The sequence below is a fragment of the Variovorax sp. PAMC26660 genome, from assembly GCF_014302995.1.
Lineage (GTDB): Bacteria > Pseudomonadota > Gammaproteobacteria > Burkholderiales > Burkholderiaceae_C > Variovorax.
The window spans coordinates 3,579,460-3,596,172 of sequence record NZ_CP060295.1; the positions used below are offsets into that span (position 1 = coordinate 3,579,460).

Here is a 16,713-nt window from a genome sequence, read left to right on the forward strand (position 1 = left end):
TCGGAGTAACGATGTAAGTTGCAAAGTGCTCGTTCACATCGCGCTCCATTTATGTGGTTGTTATGTTGCTCGCATGCATCGCGCGATGTCAGTCAATGCCTTCATTGTCTGAACGTCGCGCGATTTTTTGCATGCGCCTCACTGGCTCACGGACTCTGTGTCGCGAGCATCGACACGTTCACTGGCACGCTTCGCAGGTCGGATCGTCCACACCGCAGAACGCGATGTCGGTGGCAGGCATCGCGCTCATCTGTGCCTTCGCTGCAGCAGCGGCGGCTTCGAGTGCGCTCATGCCCGAAGGTGCGTCGTTGCCCGACGACACCGCGTTGAGACGGCCCGATTGCACCGTCGATTTTTCGGCGTGCGTCGCGCTCTGCGTGCGCAGGTAGTAGGTGGTCTTCAGGCCGCGCAGCCATGCGAGCTTGTAGGTGTCGTCGAGCTTCTTGCCCGATGCGCCGGCCATGTAGATGTTGAGCGACTGCGCCTGGTCGATCCACTTCTGGCGACGCGAGGCGGCTTCGACGAGCCACGTGGTTTCCACTTCGAACGCGGTGGCATAGAGCGCCTTCACGTCTTGCGGCACGCGGTCGATCGGACGCAGCGAACCGTCGAAGTGCTTCAGGTCCATGACCATCACGTCGTCCCACAGGCCCAGGCGCTTGAGGTCGCGCACCAGGTAGTGGTTGATCACGGTGAATTCGCCCGACAGGTTCGACTTGACCGACAGGTTGCCGAAGCAGGGTTCGATCGAAGCGTCGACGCCGATGATGTTCGAGATGGTCGCCGTCGGTGCAATGGCCACGCAGTTCGAATTGCGCATGCCTTGCGTCTTGATCTTCTGGCGCAGCGCGTCCCAGTCGAGCGTGGACGAACGGTCGACTTCGACATAACCGCCGCGTGCCTTCTCGAGCAGGTCGAGTGTGTCGATCGGAAGGATGCCCTTGTCCCACAGCGAGCCCTTGTAGCTCGAGTACTTGCCGCGCTCACGCGCCAGGTCGGCCGATGCCGAGTAGGCGTGGTAGCAGATGGCTTCCATCGATTCGTCGGCGAACTGCACGGCTTCCTGCGAGGCGTAGGGAATGCGCAGTTCGTACAGCGAGTCCTGGAAGCCCATCAGGCCCAGGCCGACCGGACGGTGGCGCAGGTTCGAGTCGCGCGCCTTCTTCACGGCGTAGTAGTTGATGTCGATCACGTTGTCGAGCATGCGCATCGCGGTCGAGATCGTCTTCTTCAGCTTTTCCTGGTCGACCTTGCCGTCCTTCAGATGCTGCAGCAGGTTCACCGAACCCAGGTTGCACACGGCGGTTTCGGTGTCGCTGGTGTTCAGCGTGATCTCGGTGCACAGGTTCGACGAGTGCACCACGCCAGCGTGCTGTTGCGGCGAGCGCACGTTGCAGGCGTCCTTGAACGTGATCCACGGATGGCCGGTCTCGAACAGCATCGTGAGCATCTTGCGCCACAGGTCCGAGGCCTGCAGCGTGCGCGCCGGCTTGATCTCGCCGCGGGCGGCCTTCTCTTCGTAGGCGACGTAGGCCTTCTCGAAGTCGGCGCCGAACAGGTCGTGCAGGTCAGGCACGTTGGAGGGCGAGAACAGCGTCCAGGTGCCCTTTTCCATCACGCGACGCATGAAGAGGTCGGGAATCCAGTTGGCCGTGTTCATGTCGTGCGTGCGGCGGCGGTCGTCGCCGGTGTTCTTGCGCAGCTCCAGGAACTCCTCGATGTCGAGGTGCCAGGTTTCCAGGTACGTGCAGACGGCGCCCTTGCGCTTGCCGCCCTGGTTCACCGCCACGGCCGTGTCGTTGACCACCTTGAGGAACGGCACCACGCCTTGCGATTCGCCGTTGGTGCCCTTGATGTGGCTGCCCAGCGCGCGCACGCGGGTCCAGTCGTTGCCCAGGCCGCCCGCAAACTTCGAGAGCAGCGCGTTTTCCTTGATCGACTCGTAGATGCCGTCCAGGTCGTCGGGCACGGTGGTCAGGTAGCAGCTGGACAGTTGCGAGCGCAGCGTGCCGGCGTTGAACAGCGTGGGCGTGCTCGACATGAAGTCGAAGGACGACAGCACTTCGTAGAACTCGATGGCGCGCGCTTCGCGGTCGATTTCGTTCAGCGACAGGCCCATCGCCACGCGCATGAAGAAAGCCTGCGGCAGCTCGATGCGGGTCTTGCGCACGTGCAGGAAGTAGCGGTCATACAGCGTCTGCAGGCCGAGGTAGTCGAACTGGTTGTCGCGCTCGGCCTTCAGGGCGGCGCCCAGGCGGGGCAGGTCGTACTGCAGCAGCTTTTCGTCGAGCAGTTCGTTGTCCACGCCCTTCTTGATGAATTGCGGGAAGTAGTCGGCGTAGGCCGTGGCACGGTCGGCCGGCATCACTTCGCGGCCGATGATCTCCTTGAAGATCGTGTGCAGCAGCAGGCGCGCGGTGGCGAAGGTGTAGTCGGGGTCTTTTTCGATCAGCGTGCGGGCCGCCAGGATCGAGGCCTTGTAGACCTCGTCCAGTGGCACGCCGTCGTACAGGTTGCGCATCGTCTCGGCCTGGATCGGCGCGGCGGTGATGCTGTCGCCCAGGTTTTCGCAGGCGGACTCGATCAGGCCCTTGAGTTCGTTCAGGTCAAGTGCGACGAGCTCGCCGTTGTCCAGCACGTGCAACGCGGGTGCGGCCGGCGTGTCGTGCTCGACCTGCTTGGAGCGCTCTTGCGTGCGGCGTTCGCGGTACAGCACGTAGGCACGCGCGATTTCGTGGTGGCCGCCGCGCATCAGGCCGAGCTCGACCTGGTCTTGCACGTCTTCGATGTGGAAGGTGCCGCCGCCCGGACGCGAGCGCACCATGGCGCGGATCACGGCTTGGGTGAGCGTGTCGACCGTTTCGCGCACGCTGGCCGAAGCTGCGCCCTGGGTGCCGTGCACCGCCAGGAAGGCCTTCATCATCGCGATGGCGATCTTGTTCGGCTCGAAGGGCACGACGGCGCCGTTGCGGCGAATGATCTGGTAGTGCGCGAGGTTCTGGCCGGTGGACGAGCCAGCAGTGTCTCGCTGCTGCTGCGGTGGCGTCGAGGGAACGGCACGCGGGGTCGATTGGGGGTTCAGGGCTGTTTGCATTCGCTTCCTCTCGGTTGGCAATTCTTGTTGGATGGCGACGCCTTGGCGGGTGTCGCGCCGACATTGAGCGTCGGACGGAAGACACTATATCTAGGGTGTGGGAGGGGTACAACCCACTAGATGTAGCGTTTTCCTCTGGATACAACCACTACCGATATTTCTTTCGGCATAGGACACGGCCAGCGGTGCCGCATCAATACTGGCCTATGGTGGCGCAAGCCGCATGGGGCTTGGCTTGCAGGCCGATTTGGGCCTGCAGGGCGCATGGTTGCTGGATCGAGCGTTTGCAATTGTCGCATTGCTGCGCCGCAAGAACGGCGCATCACGGGACGCAACGCGATTGAAAAAATTAGCGCTGCACCACCTGAGCAGGAAACATTTGTTGATCCCACCCGAGCTGTTCGCGCAGCAAACGCCAGTCGAAACCTTCGCCGGGGTCTTGCTTGCGGCCCGGCGCGATGTGCTCGTGACCGGCGATGTACGCGATGGCGTAGTGCTGCGCGACGGCGGCGCAGAGGCTTGCGAGCGTCTCGTATTGCGCCTCCTCGAAATGCCGGCCTTCGAGGCCTTCGAGTTCGATGCCGATCGAGTCGTCGTTGCAGTTGCCACGGCCGCGCCACGACGACACGCCGGCATGCCAGGCGCGGTCGTCGCAGCTCACGAACTGCCAGAGTTCGCCGTTGCGGCGCACATAGAAATGCGAGGACACCGCCAGGCCGCGGATGCTCTGGAAGTAGGGGTGCGCGTCCCAGTCGAGCTGGTTGGTGAAGAGCTGTTGCACTGCGTCACCGCCGTACTCGCCGGGCGGCAGGCTGATCGAGTGCAACACGACCAGGTCGGTCTGCGCGCCTTCGGGGCGAGGGCCGAAATTCGGCGAGCGCAGTGCCTTGGCGAAGCGATACCAGCCGGCCTGCCAGAGGCCGTCGTCGGCGGAGGCTTCAGTCGTCGGCATGGCTGCTGGCGCCATCGTCGCCGTTGGGCGTGGTGATGCCCAGCCGGGCGATGCGGTAGCGGATCTGGCGCAGGCTCATGCCGAGCCGCGCGGCGGCTGCCGTGCGGTTGAAGCCGCTTTCGTGCAGCGCGCGCACGAGGATTTCGCGCTCCTGCTGGTCGAGGTAAGCCTGCAGATCGGAGGGCAATGGGGGCGCGGCAAGCTTGGGTTCTGCGACAGGCGCAACGGGAGCGGTGGCAACGGGCAGATCGCCGGCGGGCGACAGCGGGGAAGGTCCTGTGGCGGCGGCTTCTGCGGCAGCCGCTGCCGTGGCGGCAGCGCTCATCAGGTCGAGCTGCAGTTCGTCGCCGTCGTTGAGCGCGACCGCGCGGTGCAGCAGGTTTTCAAGCTCGCGCACATTGCCGTCGAGCGGGTGCAGCGCCAGCCGGCGCAGCAATTCGGTCGACAGGTGCGGCACGGGCAAGCCGCCGTCTTGCGCGATGCGCGCGAGCAGGGCAGTGCACAGCGCGGGCAGGTCTTCGCGGCGCTCGCGCAGCGCGGGCACCGCGATCTCGATCACGTTGAGGCGGTAGAAAAGGTCTTGCCGGAAGCGCGCGGCCTGCACCTCGGCGTGCAGGTCCTTGTGCGTGGCGCTCACGATGCGTACATCGACCGCGTCTTCCTGCGTCGAGCCGATCGAGCGCACGCTGCGCTCCTGGATGGCGCGCAGCAGCTTCGACTGCATGGCCAGCGGCAGGTCGCCGATTTCGTCGAGGAACAAGGTGCCGCCGCGTGCGGCCTGGAAATAGCCGTCGCGGTCTTGCGCCGAGCCGGTGTACGAGCCCTTCTTGGCGCCAAAGAATTCGGCTTCGAGCAGGTTCTCGGGAATCGCGCCGCAGTTGACCGCGACAAAAGGCCCGTCGCTGCGTTGGCTGCAGGCGTGCACCGCACGCGCCACCAGTTCCTTGCCCGTGCCCGATTCGCCGCGCACCAGCACCGGCGCCATGCCGCGCGCCACTTTCGCGATGCGCGACTTGACCAGGCGCATGGGTTCCGAATCGCCCACCAGCCGGTCGAGCGCAGCAGCGCCGCTGCCCGTGGTCACCAGCGGTGTCTCGCTGCTTGCCGGGGTTGTCCGCACGGCGCGGGCCGGCGGCAGCGGCGACGCCTGCCGCGCCTGCACGGCAGAGGCGACAACGGCGCGGAACTGCTTCAGGTCGACAGGCTTCGTGAGGTAGTCGAAGGCGCCCGCCTTCAGCGCCTCGACCGCGTTTTCGGCCGAGCCGTAGGCGGTCATGACGACGCAGCGCTCGCTGCGCTGGTCTCTCTGGATGCGATGGATGATTTCCATGCCCTGCCCGTCGGGCAGCCGCATGTCGGTGATCACCGCGTCGAAGCGGCCGGCTTCGAGGTGCTGCCAGGCTTCGGACACGCTGCCCGCGGCTTCGACGCGATAACCCTCGCGCAGCAGCGTCAGCTCATAGAGCGTGCGCAGGTCGGGTTCGTCGTCGATGACCAGGATCTGCGCGGGGCGCTGGGTGGGAGGGTGCGGAATGCTCACGGCCCTATTGTGTCAGCCGGTTTTCGCTGGCGGCGAAGCTGACGAAGAATTCGTTGCCCTCGGGGCCGCCCGGCACAAGCGAGCGTCGTTCGTAGCCGATGGTGGCGCCGTGGCGCCGGCACAGCTCGCGGCAAAGGAACAGGCCGAGCCCGCTCGAGCGGCTCTCGGACGAGAAGAAAGGCTCGAACAGATGCCGCTTCACTGCCGGCTCCAGCGGCGCGCCGTCGCTCCACACCGCCAGGCTGGGGCGATGGGTGCCCCCGCGCTGGAGCGTCGTCAGCACCTGGATCGAGCCTTCGCGATTGCCGGCGTAGCGCGCGGCGTTGTCGAGCAGGTTGACCATCAGGCGGCGCAGGTGTTCGGCGTCGAAGCGCACGTCGCTCTGAGCGGCGTCCAGCGTGATGAGCACGCCCTTGCGCTGCGTCTGGCGCACCCACTCATCGGCCAGCACCTGCACCGCGGGGTCGAGCACGACCTGCTCGCCGAGCGAGAGCACGCGCTGCTGGCGCGCCCGCGAGACGTCGAGCACGTCGTCCACGATGCGGGCCAGCCGCTGCGCGTTGTGCTGGACCATGCTCGTGAGCTTGCGGTGCGCGGGGTCGGTCAGGTCTTCGGCGAGCAGCGCGCTGGCTTGGGTGATGGCTGCCAGCGGATTGCGGATTTCATGCGCGACGGCGGCCGACATGCGGCCCATCGCGGCCAGTTTCTCGGTGCGGATGCGGGCTTCGAGTTCGCGCAGGTCCTGCAGGAACATCACGCAGAGGCTGTCGACATGCCGGTCGCTGGTGGGCGTGAGCCGCGTGCGCACGCGCACCTCGCGCGCTGCGCCGCGCGCCTGCGCGACGGGAATTTCTTCGGATTGCGGCGCCCGGCGCGCGAAGGTCTGGCGCGCGAGCGCGGCCAGCGCATGCCAGGCCGGCTGCGCATGCAGCGCGAACGGCGGCGTCATTTTTGCCAGGCCCTGCCCGAGGATCGCATCGGCCGCCGGGTTGGCCGCGTGCACCAGCCCTTCGGCGTCGATCACCAGCACGCCTTCGCTCAGCGTCTCGATCACCAGGTCGTTGACCTGCGCCTGCATCTGCGCGCTGCTGCGGTTGCGCTGCGCCACCGCCTCCTCGCGTGTCAGGCGGCGGGCCAGTTCGTGGGCGAGCAGGGCCACCACGAAGAGGCCGGTGCCGGTGAGCGCCGCCTGCACGAAGCGGCCGGAAGAGTCGATCGGCTGCTGCAGCCAGTGCCAGCCCGCGTCGGCCAGCAGCAGCAGCGTGACGGTGGCCGTGGTGCCCAGGCTCACGGTCATCGTGCCGAGCACCGCGCTCATGAGCACCGGCAGCGCAAACAGCGGCGTGTAGTTGACGTTGCCGCCCTGGATCACCTGCAGCGAGGTGAAGGCGGCGAGGTCGACGCCGATGGTCAGCAGCCACAGGGGGGTGAAGCCGCGAATCGGCGGCACGAAGCGCGTGTAGCGCATGCCCAGCCAACTGGCGATCAGGTAGCCGGCCGAGATCGCGATGGCCACCGGCTGCATCGTCTGCCCGAGCGCGAAGGCCACGCACTGCAACAGCACCAGCACCAGCGCGACGAAACAGCGCGCGACCATGAAGCCGCGCCAGAGCCGCTGCAGGGCCGTGCTTTGGCCGCGGCCCTGTTCGAGCACGTCCCAGTCGGTGACCGGTTCGCCGCGCGACCAGAGGGGGGAACTCATGAGGGGCGCTGCGTGCTCAGCCGGGCGCCGCGCCGGCCTGGCGGTGCGCGGTGCTGCAGTAGACCACGCCACCGGGGCCGGCGATGGCGTCGGTGGCCGGCAGGTGCAGGCCGCAATGGGCGCAGCGCACCATGGCCTGCGGCGGGCCGACCGCGGGTGCGGCGGGCGCCCGCTGCGCTTTGGCCGCGCGCTCGCGCTGCGCATCGCGCATTTCTTCGCGCCGGTTCTTGCGCCAGAGCCAGATCGCGATCCAGAGCACGGCGAGGACAAGCAAATACTTCATACGGGAGGACGCGTCAGCACCACTTCGAGCACGAAGCGGGAGCCTACATAGGCGAGCAACAGGAGGGCCGAGCCGGCGTACAGCACGCGGCGTGCGGTGCGACCGCGCCAGCCGAAGCGCGCCCGGCCGATCAGCAGGATCGCGAAGGTGAGCCACGCGAGCACCGAGAAGGTGGTCTTGTGGTCCCACTTCCAGATGCGACCCGCGGCGCCGTACAGCTGCTCGCTGAACAGAAGGCCGGCCAGCAGCGTGGCCGAGAGCAGCACGAAGCCGGCGGTCACGAAGCGGAAGGTGAGCCGTTCGAGCGTGAGCAACGGCACGCCACCATCGCCCGGCGTGCCGCTCGTCAGGCGAATCTGCTTTTCGGCCCGCGTGATCAACCAGGCGTGCACCACGGCCGCGCCAAACAGGCCGTAAGAGGCAATGCCGAGCGCCAGATGCAGCGGCAACCAGGGCGAGGCGCTGACATGCAACGGCGTGCCAGGAAACAGGATGGCCAGCAACACGGCGGCCGCACCCAGCCAGGCCAGCGCGCGGCGCACCTTCAATTGGGGATACATGCGGCTTTCGACCGCATAGACGGTGAGCACCAGCCAGGCGGTGACGGAAAGCGCGGGCGCAAAGCCGAAGCGCGGTTCGTTGCCCACGAGGCCGTGGCCCAGGACCGCAGCGTGCAGTAACCATGCAATGCCAAGGGCCCATTGGGTCGCCTGGCGGCTCAGCCTGGCACCCGCGGCAGCGGCAAATCCATAGGCCACCGCGGTGGCGATGCCCAGCGCCACGCCGAGTGGAGAGGGGATCGCTAAAATCATCGGTCGGAGTTTAGCGTCTCGCCCTTGCGTTCCCAGCGCCCGACTTCAAGTTCTCCCCTCGTCTTCCAGACTTTCCATCCGACCCGCCGCAGCGGGCAGCAAGGCATCCCGTTCATGGCCACCGCCCTCACAGAAAAGTTCTCCCGCCTCGTCAAGACGATGAGCGGCCAGGCGCGCATCACCGAAAGCAACGTGCAGGACATGCTGCGCGAAGTGCGCATGGCGCTGCTGGAAGCCGACGTGGCGCTGCCCGTGGTGCGCGACTTCGTCGCCCGCGTGAAGGAAAAATCGCTGGGCCAGGAAGTGCTGGGCTCGCTCAAGCCGGGCCAGGCGCTGGTCGGCATCGTGAACCGCGAACTTGCCGCGACCATGGGCGAAGGCGTCTCGGACATCAACCTCGCGGCCCAGCCGCCGGCCGTGATCCTGATGGCCGGCCTGCAGGGCGCCGGCAAGACCACCACCACCGCCAAGCTCGCCAAGCACCTGATCGAAAAGCGCAAGAAGAAGGTGCTGACGGTGTCGGGCGACGTTTACCGCCCCGCCGCCATCGAGCAGCTCAAGACCGTGACCAAGCAGGCCGGCGCCGAATGGTTCCCGAGCACGCCGGACCAGAAGCCGCTCGATATCGCGCGCGCCGCGCTCGATCACGCCAAGCGCCACTATTTCGACGTGCTGCTGGTCGACACCGCCGGCCGCCTGGCCATCGACGAAGTGCTGATGACCGAAATCAAGCAGCTGCACGCGGCGCTCGATCCGGTCGAAACCCTGTTCGTGGTCGATGCCATGCAGGGCCAGGATGCGATCAACACCGCCAAGGCCTTCAAGGAAGCGCTGCCCCTGACCGGCATCATCCTGACCAAGACCGATGGCGACTCGCGCGGTGGTGCGGCGCTGTCGGTGCGCCAGGTCACGGGCGTGCCGATCAAGTTCGCAGGCACCAGCGAGAAGATCGATGGCCTCGAAGTGTTCGACGCCGAACGCCATGCGGGCCGCATCCTGGGCATGGGCGACATCGTCGCGCTGGTCGAGCAGGTCACGGCCGGCGTCGACGTGGCGGCGGCGCAGAAGCTCGCGGCCAAGGTCAAGAGCGGCGCGGGCTTCGACCTGAACGATTTCCTGGGCCAGCTTCAGCAGATGAAGCAGATGGGTGGCCTCTCCAGCCTGATGGACAAGCTGCCCGCGCAGATGGCCGCCAAGGCGAGCGAGGCCGACATGACGCGTGCCGAGCGCGACATCCGCCGCAAGGAAGGAATCATCCAGAGCATGACCCCGCTGGAACGCCGCAAGCCAGAGCTGCTGAAGGCCACGCGCAAGCGCCGCATTGCGGCCGGTGCCGGCGTGCAGGTTCAGGAAGTGAACCGCCTGCTCAACGAGTTCGAGCAGATGCAAGGGATGATGAAGAAGATGAAGGGCGGCGGCCTGATGAAGATGATGAAGAAGATGGGCGGCATGAAGGGCATGGGCGGTATGGGTGGCCCTGGTGGTCCGAAGCTGCCGTTCTGAGCCTCGTACATATATAGACAGAAGCCCGCCGGGGCATTCCCCGGCGGGCTTCGTCGTTTTCAGGTCTGCACTTCGTAGACCGTCTCGTGCGCCTCCACAGGCGCCGGCAGCTCCCAGCGATGCAGCATCCGCTCGATGTCCGCGTTCGACAGCGTGGTGTCGCGCTCGCGGTTGCGGCGCATCAGCTCGGCGTGCGGCACTTCCAGGTACACCAGCTCGATCTGCGCGTGGTACGCCCAGAGCAGGTCGAGCGTCTTGGTGCGCATCTGCTGGCTCAGGTGCGTGGCGTTCCAGACGAAGCGTTCCTGCTTGCGCAGCAGCGCCTTGGCTTGGTCGACCGCGTGGTGCGCGGCCATGCCGTCGTTCTCACCGTGTTTCAGCCCCAGCTCGGCGCGCGCATCGTCGAAGGACACGACCGGCCAGCCCTTGCGATGTTGCGCCACCCAGTGGTTCTTGCCGCTCGCGGGCAGGCCGCACATCACCGTCACCTGCGAGCCCGCCGTCTGGAACAGCGGGTAGTCGGGGCTGGTGTCGGCGCCGCGAAAGTAGGCCAGGCGGGTGTGGGCATCAACCATCTGTCGTGGGCCTTCCCAGCAGCCTTCTTCTTGTGCCAACTGCTGGAAGAGCGCGATGTCGGCCATGCTGTCCGCACGCTTTTCGTAGTGCCGCCCGAGCATGTCGCAGCGCGCCACGCAGCACAGGTCGGGCAGGCTCAGCTCCCACGAGAGTTTGTGGACCAGCCACTCGGGCCGCACGCCTTTGCGTGAGGTGAAGGCGTGGAGCGGCAACTGGTGTACGGCGATGATCCGGCAGACGGCCTCGCGCAATGCGAAGGGCACGCGGGCCTTCCACATCAGCACGCGCACATCGACCGAACCGCGTCGCGAGTGGCCCGGCTGGCCGATGCGTCCACTGGCCTCGTCGATCACCGTGGTGTCGGGCTTGGCGATGTCGTGCAGCAGGCAGGCCATGAACAGCACGAAGCGGCCGTCGGCATCGGCGAGCTGGTAGTGCGCGTCGGCGACGAGCGCGTCGAGCACCATGCGCGTGTGGATGCCGACATTGCCTTCGGCGTGGTAGTACGGGTCTTGCGGCGTTTCTTCGAGACGCAACAAGGCCGGCAGCAGTTCGCAGCACTGCGCCCAGTCGGTGCCTTTGCCGGACGCGGGCACCAGGGCGCGCAGATCGTCATAAGTCATCGCGACCTCCTTGTGGTTGTTGTCAGCGCGGCGGGATCGCGCAGGGTGTGCAAGCCCAGGTCTTGCCATGTCACTGCCGGCGTCGGCGCATAGAGATCGACGCCCGGCGCGAGCTGGTTGGGCAGCACCGGCCGGCGGGTGTGGTGCGAACCCGAGTCGAGAATCGTCTGCACAAAATCAGGTCGCACCCACTTGTAGCGACCGGTCACCTGGCCGTCCGATTCGGTCTTGAGGTACAGGCCCTCCGCCATGTCGGACAGGTCGGTTTGCTGCCGCACGAGATCAAGCGGTTGGCCCTCGTGCGCCACCGCCTGCTCGAAGGCCGTTTGCCAGCCAGCGCTGCGCGCAAGCGAAGGTCGCACCAGCGTGCGCAGTGACTTCGCGTGTTTGGGCATTTCGCCCTCGTAGAGCACGGGCACCGACAGCACCGGGCTGCCGGCAAGCAGCGCTTGCCGCGCGGGCGTCGACAAAAAGCGCTTCGCCTGACGGTCGTAGATATCGAACTCCAGGAAGAAGGCCGGCAGCCGGTCGTACCAGCAGCTGTGCTTGGCGAAGCACCACTCGCCGTACATCACGTAGCGATCTTCGAGCCGTTCGAGCAGCGCCGCTTCATGCGCAGCGGCCCAGTGCTTGAACAGGTTGAATTGCCGCTCGCCCGCGCCACCGGCCAGGTAGTGGCCGCGCGATTGCAGCAGCAGTTCGCCGGCTGAGGTGAACGACACGGCCGCGTTGGCGCCATCGAGTTTTTCCTCGATGACCACATGCAGGCCCTGCAGCGCGGACAACGGCGCCTGGCCGTCGTCGGTGTCGCCGGCTTGCAGGCGCGAGCCTTCCAGGTGCGCAGTACGTGGGTACTTGAGCAGCGGAATCGACGAAAGAGAAAAAGAAGAGAGAGGGAACACGTTGTTCTCCAGATGCAAATCAGGAAGAACCGACAACGTGCGGGAGCGAAGCTGGGAAAAGAGATCGACTTCGTCGGCCGTGAAGGCCGTGTCTGGTCAGTGGGGAACGCAGCTTGGCGCCCGACATGACCAGCGAAGTGGTGTTGTCGGCGTCAGAGAGTGATGACGGCGAATCGGGGCAATTGGCGCTCCAGGGGATCGAAGGATCCGTGGTTTGAAAAATGAGTGCGCGATTCTAGCCACACTCGGGTCCATCCTTCGCGGCGATTCACAGCGCGACCAAGACGGTTCCGAAGTACCGCCCTTGCGCGACTCTCTGCAGAGCTTCGGGCGCCTGTTCGATGCCCTTGAGCACGACGTGCGGAAACACGATGCTGCGCGAGCGCAGCCAGATGCCGAACTGGCGATTCCATTCGGCGCGTGCGTCCGGGTCGTCATCGGCGCTGTATCCGCGCATCACGATCTTTTTCAGCAGGAGCTGGACCGAATCCAGCTCGACCGGTGGGGTCCTGCCCGCGCCGTGGCTTGCAAGCTGCCCGGACAGCGTGCCGACGATCACGAAACGCGCGTTCTCGCGCGCAGTGGTGACGGCCGCCTGCAACTGCTCGCCGCCGACGTTGTCGAGCAGAACGTCGATGCCGTCGGGCGCTGCTGCTCTCAGTTGATCCACGATTGGCCCCGCGCCACGGACCACGGCCGCGTCATGGCCCAGTTCGCTGATCAGCCGATCTGCCTTGTCCCGCGAACCCGTGCTGCCGATGACCCGGCCTGCGCCCAGCAAGCGGGCGATCTGGCCTGCCATCGATCCGATGGCGCCGGCGGCGCTGGTCACGAACACCGTGTCTCCGGGGCGGATCTGCACGCCGCGCGTCAGTGCCGCGTAGGCCGTCCAGCCATGTGCGAGATGGGCTGCCGGCAGCGGCAGTTCGCTGTTGTCCAGACGCGTGCAATCGGTGGCTGGCGCAACGGCGTACTCGCGCCAGCCCTGGACGTGCATCACCAGATCACCCGACGCGAGTCCACTGCCCTCGGGGGCGAGACCACTTCTCCGGTGGCTTCCCCGCCCAGCGTGTCGCCCGGGTTCAACGCCGGGAACGGGATGCCTTCGACGTTCCCGCGCAACGGTCGATGCCATCGTCGAGGCCGGGACTCAGGTTCTGGGCCAGCGGGGCTGGGCCAGATTCACGACCAACGAGGTCGCCGAAATGGCTGGCGTGAGCATCGGCTCGCTCTACCAGTACTTTCCCAACAAGCTGTCGTTGATCGAAGCGCTCAGGCGCCGTCACTTCGACGATGTTCTCGGTGTGCTTCAGGCTGCGAGTGAAGACGCAAGGCCGCTTGAAGAATGCGTCGATTCGCTCGTTCAAGGCATGCTGGCCGTTCATGGCTCGCGCCCGGCGCTTCATCGCGCGCTTCTCGAAGAAGCGCCGCGCAGCGAAGAAACACGATCTGCCCACGACGCGTTCGATGCGCGGTATTTGCAGCACTACAAGACGATCGTCTCGACCCATCGAAAGCGCCGCGGCTCCAAACGCGATGACATCGCCGCGCAGGTGATTTCCGCGGCCATGGAAGGCGTCGTGCATCACGCGGCCTTGAACGGGTTGCTTGATTCTCCGGAACTGAAGAGGGAGCTGGTTTCACTGGTCTGTGCGTACGTGCGCGCACCCGGTGAACCGCCCGCTCGACGAGCCAGGGCCTGAGGCATCCTGGCAATTTGACTTTGCTAAGCTTTGCGGCGGAGGAGTTCCCCACATGCCAACCATCTGCGCCAAGTGCCAGCTTGTCCGCCCCGAAAACACGGATGCGCCGATCTGGCAGTGCCCGGGTTGCGGTGTGGCCTACAACAAGGCCGCCGACGCCCGCAGCCCTGCATCGCCGGTGGGGCATCGACCGCAACGCACCCACGCGGTATCGGACGGTGACGGCCTGCCGTGGGGCAAATGGCTGATGCTGCTCCTGCTGATCGGCGGAGCCTACCTGGGCTATCAAGTGATCCAGAAGCGGGGCCCGGCCGGCGTGAGCGTGTCCAGCCTTGCATCGAAACTGAGCGGAAACAGCAGTACCGAGCAACTCGCCGCGCTGGCCGCCAGCTCGAAGCCGGGAGACGTCTTCATGTACACCGCCGACTGGTGTCCCAATTGCCGCGCCGCGAAGGGCTGGATGGCCGAGTACGGCTTCCAGTACGAGCAGTGCGACATCGACAAGGACCATGGCTGCAAGTCGAAGCTCGACAGCCTGGGCGGCGACGGCATTCCCTATCTGATCGTCAAGGGCCATCACATGAGGGAAGGCTTCGACTCCCAGGAGTTCGTTGCCGCGCTGCAGGGCAAGTAGGCCCCCGCGAAGCACCATGAAAAAAGCCGGCGCAGTGGCCGGCTTTCTTTTTGGGGGCTGTGGTTCAGCGCATCAGGCGGTTGCCAGTGCCGGGCGCGCCAGGCGCAGGGCATGCATCCAGGCGCGGCGCAGCACGGCCGGCGAACGCGATTCCTCGGGAATCAGCAGGAAGCCGCGGTCGCGCAGCGTGGTGCCCAGCGCGATCTGGCTGGTCAGCACGGTCAGCGGAATCGCCAGCAGCAGCGGCAGGCCGACAGGCATGAGCCAGATCAGTGCGCTCGGGTCGATCATTGCGACACCCACGGCCAGCGCGGCAATCACCAGCGACATCGGTGCCAGTTGCGCGGCAGCGATCTTCCACGGCACAGCAGCGGCTTCACGCGGGGGCGACTTCCAGTCGAGCTTGATGCCGGTGAGGGCCACGACCACGAACAGCGAGTGGGCCAGCATGCGCACCGGAGCCTGCACGATGGCAAGGCCGCTTTCGAGCACCGAGCTCTTCACCAGGCCCCACACACCGCCGTACTGGCGTTGCTCGCCGCGCATCAGCACGGCAGCGATGCCCAGCACGCGCGGCAGGAACAACAGGCACAGGGTCCAGACCCACAGACCAGCCAGTTCGGCGGGCAGCACGCTCCAGCTCGACACGAGGCTGGAACCGCTGAGCCACAGGGCCGTGCCCAGCGTCAGGAACGCGAGCCACAGCGGCGCCGAGGCGTAAGCCATGGTGCCGGTCACGAACATCGCGCGGTGCACCGGGTGAATGCCGGGCTCGGCCATCAGGCGGGCGTTTTGCAGGTTGCCCTGGCACCAGCGGCGGTCGCGTTGCAGTTCGGCCAGCAGGTCCGGCGGTTGTTGCTCGTAGCTGCCGACCAGGTCGGACACCAGCCACACGTTGTAGCCGGCACGGCGCATCAGCGCGGCTTCGACGAAGTCGTGCGACATGATGCCGCCCGACATGCCGCCGGTGCCCTTGATCGGGGCCAGCGCGCAATGCTTCATGAAGGGCTCGACGCGGATGATCGCGTTGTGGCCCCAGTAGTGTGATTCGCCCAGTTGCCAGAACTGCATGCCCAGTGTGAACAGGCGGCCCGTCACGCGGGAAGCGAATTGCTGTGCGCGGGCATGCAGCGTGACGTGGCCGATGGCCTGCGTCGCGGTCTGGATGATGCCGGCGGTGGGGTTGGCTTCCATCAGCTTGACCATCGAGGTCAGGCAGTCGCCGCTCATCACCGAGTCGGCGTCGAGCACGACCATGTAGCGGTAGTCCTTGCCCCAGCGGCGGCAGAAGTCGGCCACGTTGCCGGCCTTGCGGTGCGTGCGGCGGGTGCGCAGGCGGTAGTACACCTCGACCTGCGGCTGGTTCGGGCTTTCGGCCAGGGCGGCGCGAAGGTCTTCCCAGGCGGCGCGCTCGGCGGCGGCGGTGGCGGGTGCGTAGCTGTCGGACAGCACGAACACGTCGAACTGCTTCGCATGGCCGGTGGAGGCGACCGATTCGCAGGTGGCGCGCAGGCCGGCGAACACCGTGGCAACGTCTTCGTTGCAGATCGGCATGATGATCGCGGTGCGTGCTTCGGGGTTCATCGGGTGGTTGACGACCTGCTTGGCCGACAGCGCGTGCTTGTCACCGCGCACCGAGACGTAGAAGCCCATGAGCGCGGTCACGAAACCGGTCACGACCCAGCCCGACAGCAGGCCGTACAGGCCGATCTGGCCGTATTCGAGCCAGATGTTGTCGTAGTCGGGTTGCACGCTGGCGAACAGCACCGAAGCGATCACGGTGCTCAGCACGGTGAGCAGCATGAACGCGAGGCGGCGTTGTGCCGCGGCGCGCTGCCAAGGCTGCTTGACCTGCTGGGCGGCTTGGACGCTGGCGTCTTCGGCCGCGGGGCCCGCGCCGAGCTTGACCAGTGCGGCGGTGCCCAGGCTGTTCCAGAAACCGCGCCAGGGGCGGGGCGTCATCGAACCGCGATTGACCGGGGGAGCCGTGACCGCGTTGGGATGGCGTTCTTCACGCACCGGGCTGCGGTGCGAAAAGTCGGCCTCGGCCAGAACATTCAGTTGCGAAAAGTCGTTTGGCTTCATGCGATTTACCAACGTTGCTTGTCGAGGGAAGGGGTGTCGCCAATGGCAGGAAGGCGCTTGAAGACGCAATCCGTTGCGGAGCCGCCAGCGCTTGCGAGCGCGGCCAGCGAATGGCCCGCGGCACGGGGCCGCGAGGGGGAAAACTGCTTTTGACGCAGGCCGTCGCGCTGCTGGCGCAGTGCGAAAGATGGGCTGGTGAGTGCTGTCATGCCAGTACAGGGGCAAACCCTGTGCCAGGCTGGAAAAACGCTTTCAGATCAACGACTTGGGATGATCTGGAAGTCGTTTCGGGGGATCGGGCCGG

The 16,713-nt window shown here is 66.3% G+C and carries 13 protein-coding genes; 3 read left to right on the forward strand and 10 right to left on the reverse strand.

The window, feature by feature from the left end; genetic code table 11:
* Window positions 1-178: 178 nt before the first annotated feature.
* The 6 genes from H7F35_RS17015 to H7F35_RS17040 all read right to left on the reverse strand — a co-directional run bounded on the left by H7F35_RS17015 (window position 179) and on the right by H7F35_RS17040 (window position 8,383).
* Window positions 179-3,094, reverse strand: coding sequence for a ribonucleoside-diphosphate reductase subunit alpha (locus H7F35_RS17015; protein ID WP_187113979.1), 2,916 nt, complete (start codon window positions 3,092-3,094; stop codon window positions 179-181).
* Between the two features lie 349 nt (window positions 3,095-3,443).
* Window positions 3,444-4,046, reverse strand: coding sequence for a 1,6-anhydro-N-acetylmuramyl-L-alanine amidase AmpD (ampD, locus tag H7F35_RS17020; protein WP_187113980.1), 603 nt, complete (start codon window positions 4,044-4,046; stop codon window positions 3,444-3,446).
* On the reverse strand, window positions 4,033-5,586 hold the full coding sequence (locus H7F35_RS17025) for a sigma-54-dependent transcriptional regulator (RefSeq protein ID WP_261803658.1): 1,554 nt from the start codon (window positions 5,584-5,586) through the stop codon (window positions 4,033-4,035). The genes ampD and H7F35_RS17025 overlap by 14 nt, the downstream gene beginning before the upstream one ends.
* 4 nt (window positions 5,587-5,590) lie before the next feature.
* On the reverse strand, window positions 5,591-7,288 hold the full coding sequence (locus H7F35_RS17030; protein WP_187113981.1) for a two-component system sensor histidine kinase NtrB: 1,698 nt from the start codon (window positions 7,286-7,288) through the stop codon (window positions 5,591-5,593).
* 16 nt (window positions 7,289-7,304) lie between these two features.
* A complete protein-coding gene (locus H7F35_RS17035; protein WP_187113982.1) occupies window positions 7,305-7,571 on the reverse strand; it encodes a PP0621 family protein in 267 nt (88 codons plus the stop codon).
* Complete coding sequence (locus H7F35_RS17040; RefSeq protein WP_187113983.1) at window positions 7,568-8,383, reverse strand: inner membrane protein YpjD; 816 nt, start codon at window positions 8,381-8,383, stop codon at window positions 7,568-7,570. Before H7F35_RS17040 ends, H7F35_RS17035 begins: the two co-directional genes overlap by 4 nt.
* 114 nt (window positions 8,384-8,497) lie before the next feature.
* On the opposite strand from H7F35_RS17040, the gene ffh reads away from it, so the two are divergent.
* Window positions 8,498-9,886 carry a signal recognition particle protein gene (gene ffh / locus H7F35_RS17045; RefSeq protein WP_187113984.1) on the forward strand — a complete coding sequence of 463 codons (1,389 nt, stop codon included), beginning with the start codon at window positions 8,498-8,500 and terminating at the stop codon, window positions 9,884-9,886.
* A gap of 59 nt (window positions 9,887-9,945) precedes the next feature.
* On the opposite strand, the gene H7F35_RS17050 is transcribed toward ffh, so the two are convergent.
* The 3 genes from H7F35_RS17050 to H7F35_RS17060 all read right to left on the reverse strand — a co-directional run bounded on the left by H7F35_RS17050 (window position 9,946) and on the right by H7F35_RS17060 (window position 12,984).
* On the reverse strand, window positions 9,946-11,085 hold the full coding sequence (locus tag H7F35_RS17050; protein ID WP_187113985.1) for an AAA family ATPase: 1,140 nt from the start codon (window positions 11,083-11,085) through the stop codon (window positions 9,946-9,948).
* Window positions 11,082-11,987: an RNA ligase family protein gene (locus H7F35_RS17055; protein WP_187113986.1), complete on the reverse strand. Its 906-nt coding sequence runs from the start codon at window positions 11,985-11,987 to the stop codon at window positions 11,082-11,084. Before H7F35_RS17055 ends, H7F35_RS17050 begins: the two co-directional genes overlap by 4 nt.
* 268 nt (window positions 11,988-12,255) lie before the next feature.
* Complete coding sequence (locus tag H7F35_RS17060; RefSeq protein WP_261803691.1) at window positions 12,256-12,984, reverse strand: MDR family NADP-dependent oxidoreductase; 729 nt, start codon at window positions 12,982-12,984, stop codon at window positions 12,256-12,258.
* 136 nt (window positions 12,985-13,120) lie between these two features.
* Here H7F35_RS17060 and H7F35_RS17065 point away from each other — a divergent pair, with 136 nt between their 5' ends.
* Together H7F35_RS17065 and H7F35_RS17070 are read left to right on the forward strand one after the other, a co-directional pair.
* Window positions 13,121-13,690 (forward strand): TetR/AcrR family transcriptional regulator, encoded by a 570-nt coding sequence (locus tag H7F35_RS17065; protein ID WP_187114308.1) that lies wholly within the window; start codon window positions 13,121-13,123, stop codon window positions 13,688-13,690.
* A 52-nt stretch (window positions 13,691-13,742) separates the two neighbouring features.
* On the forward strand, window positions 13,743-14,324 hold the full coding sequence (locus H7F35_RS17070) for a glutaredoxin family protein (RefSeq protein WP_187113987.1): 582 nt from the start codon (window positions 13,743-13,745) through the stop codon (window positions 14,322-14,324).
* Between the two features lie 72 nt (window positions 14,325-14,396).
* Here the strand turns inward: H7F35_RS17070 and mdoH are convergent, their stop codons facing one another.
* Window positions 14,397-16,409, reverse strand: a complete 2,013-nt coding sequence (mdoH, locus tag H7F35_RS17075; RefSeq protein ID WP_187113988.1) for a glucans biosynthesis glucosyltransferase MdoH — start codon at window positions 16,407-16,409, stop codon at window positions 14,397-14,399.
* Window positions 16,410-16,713 lie beyond the last annotated feature (304 nt).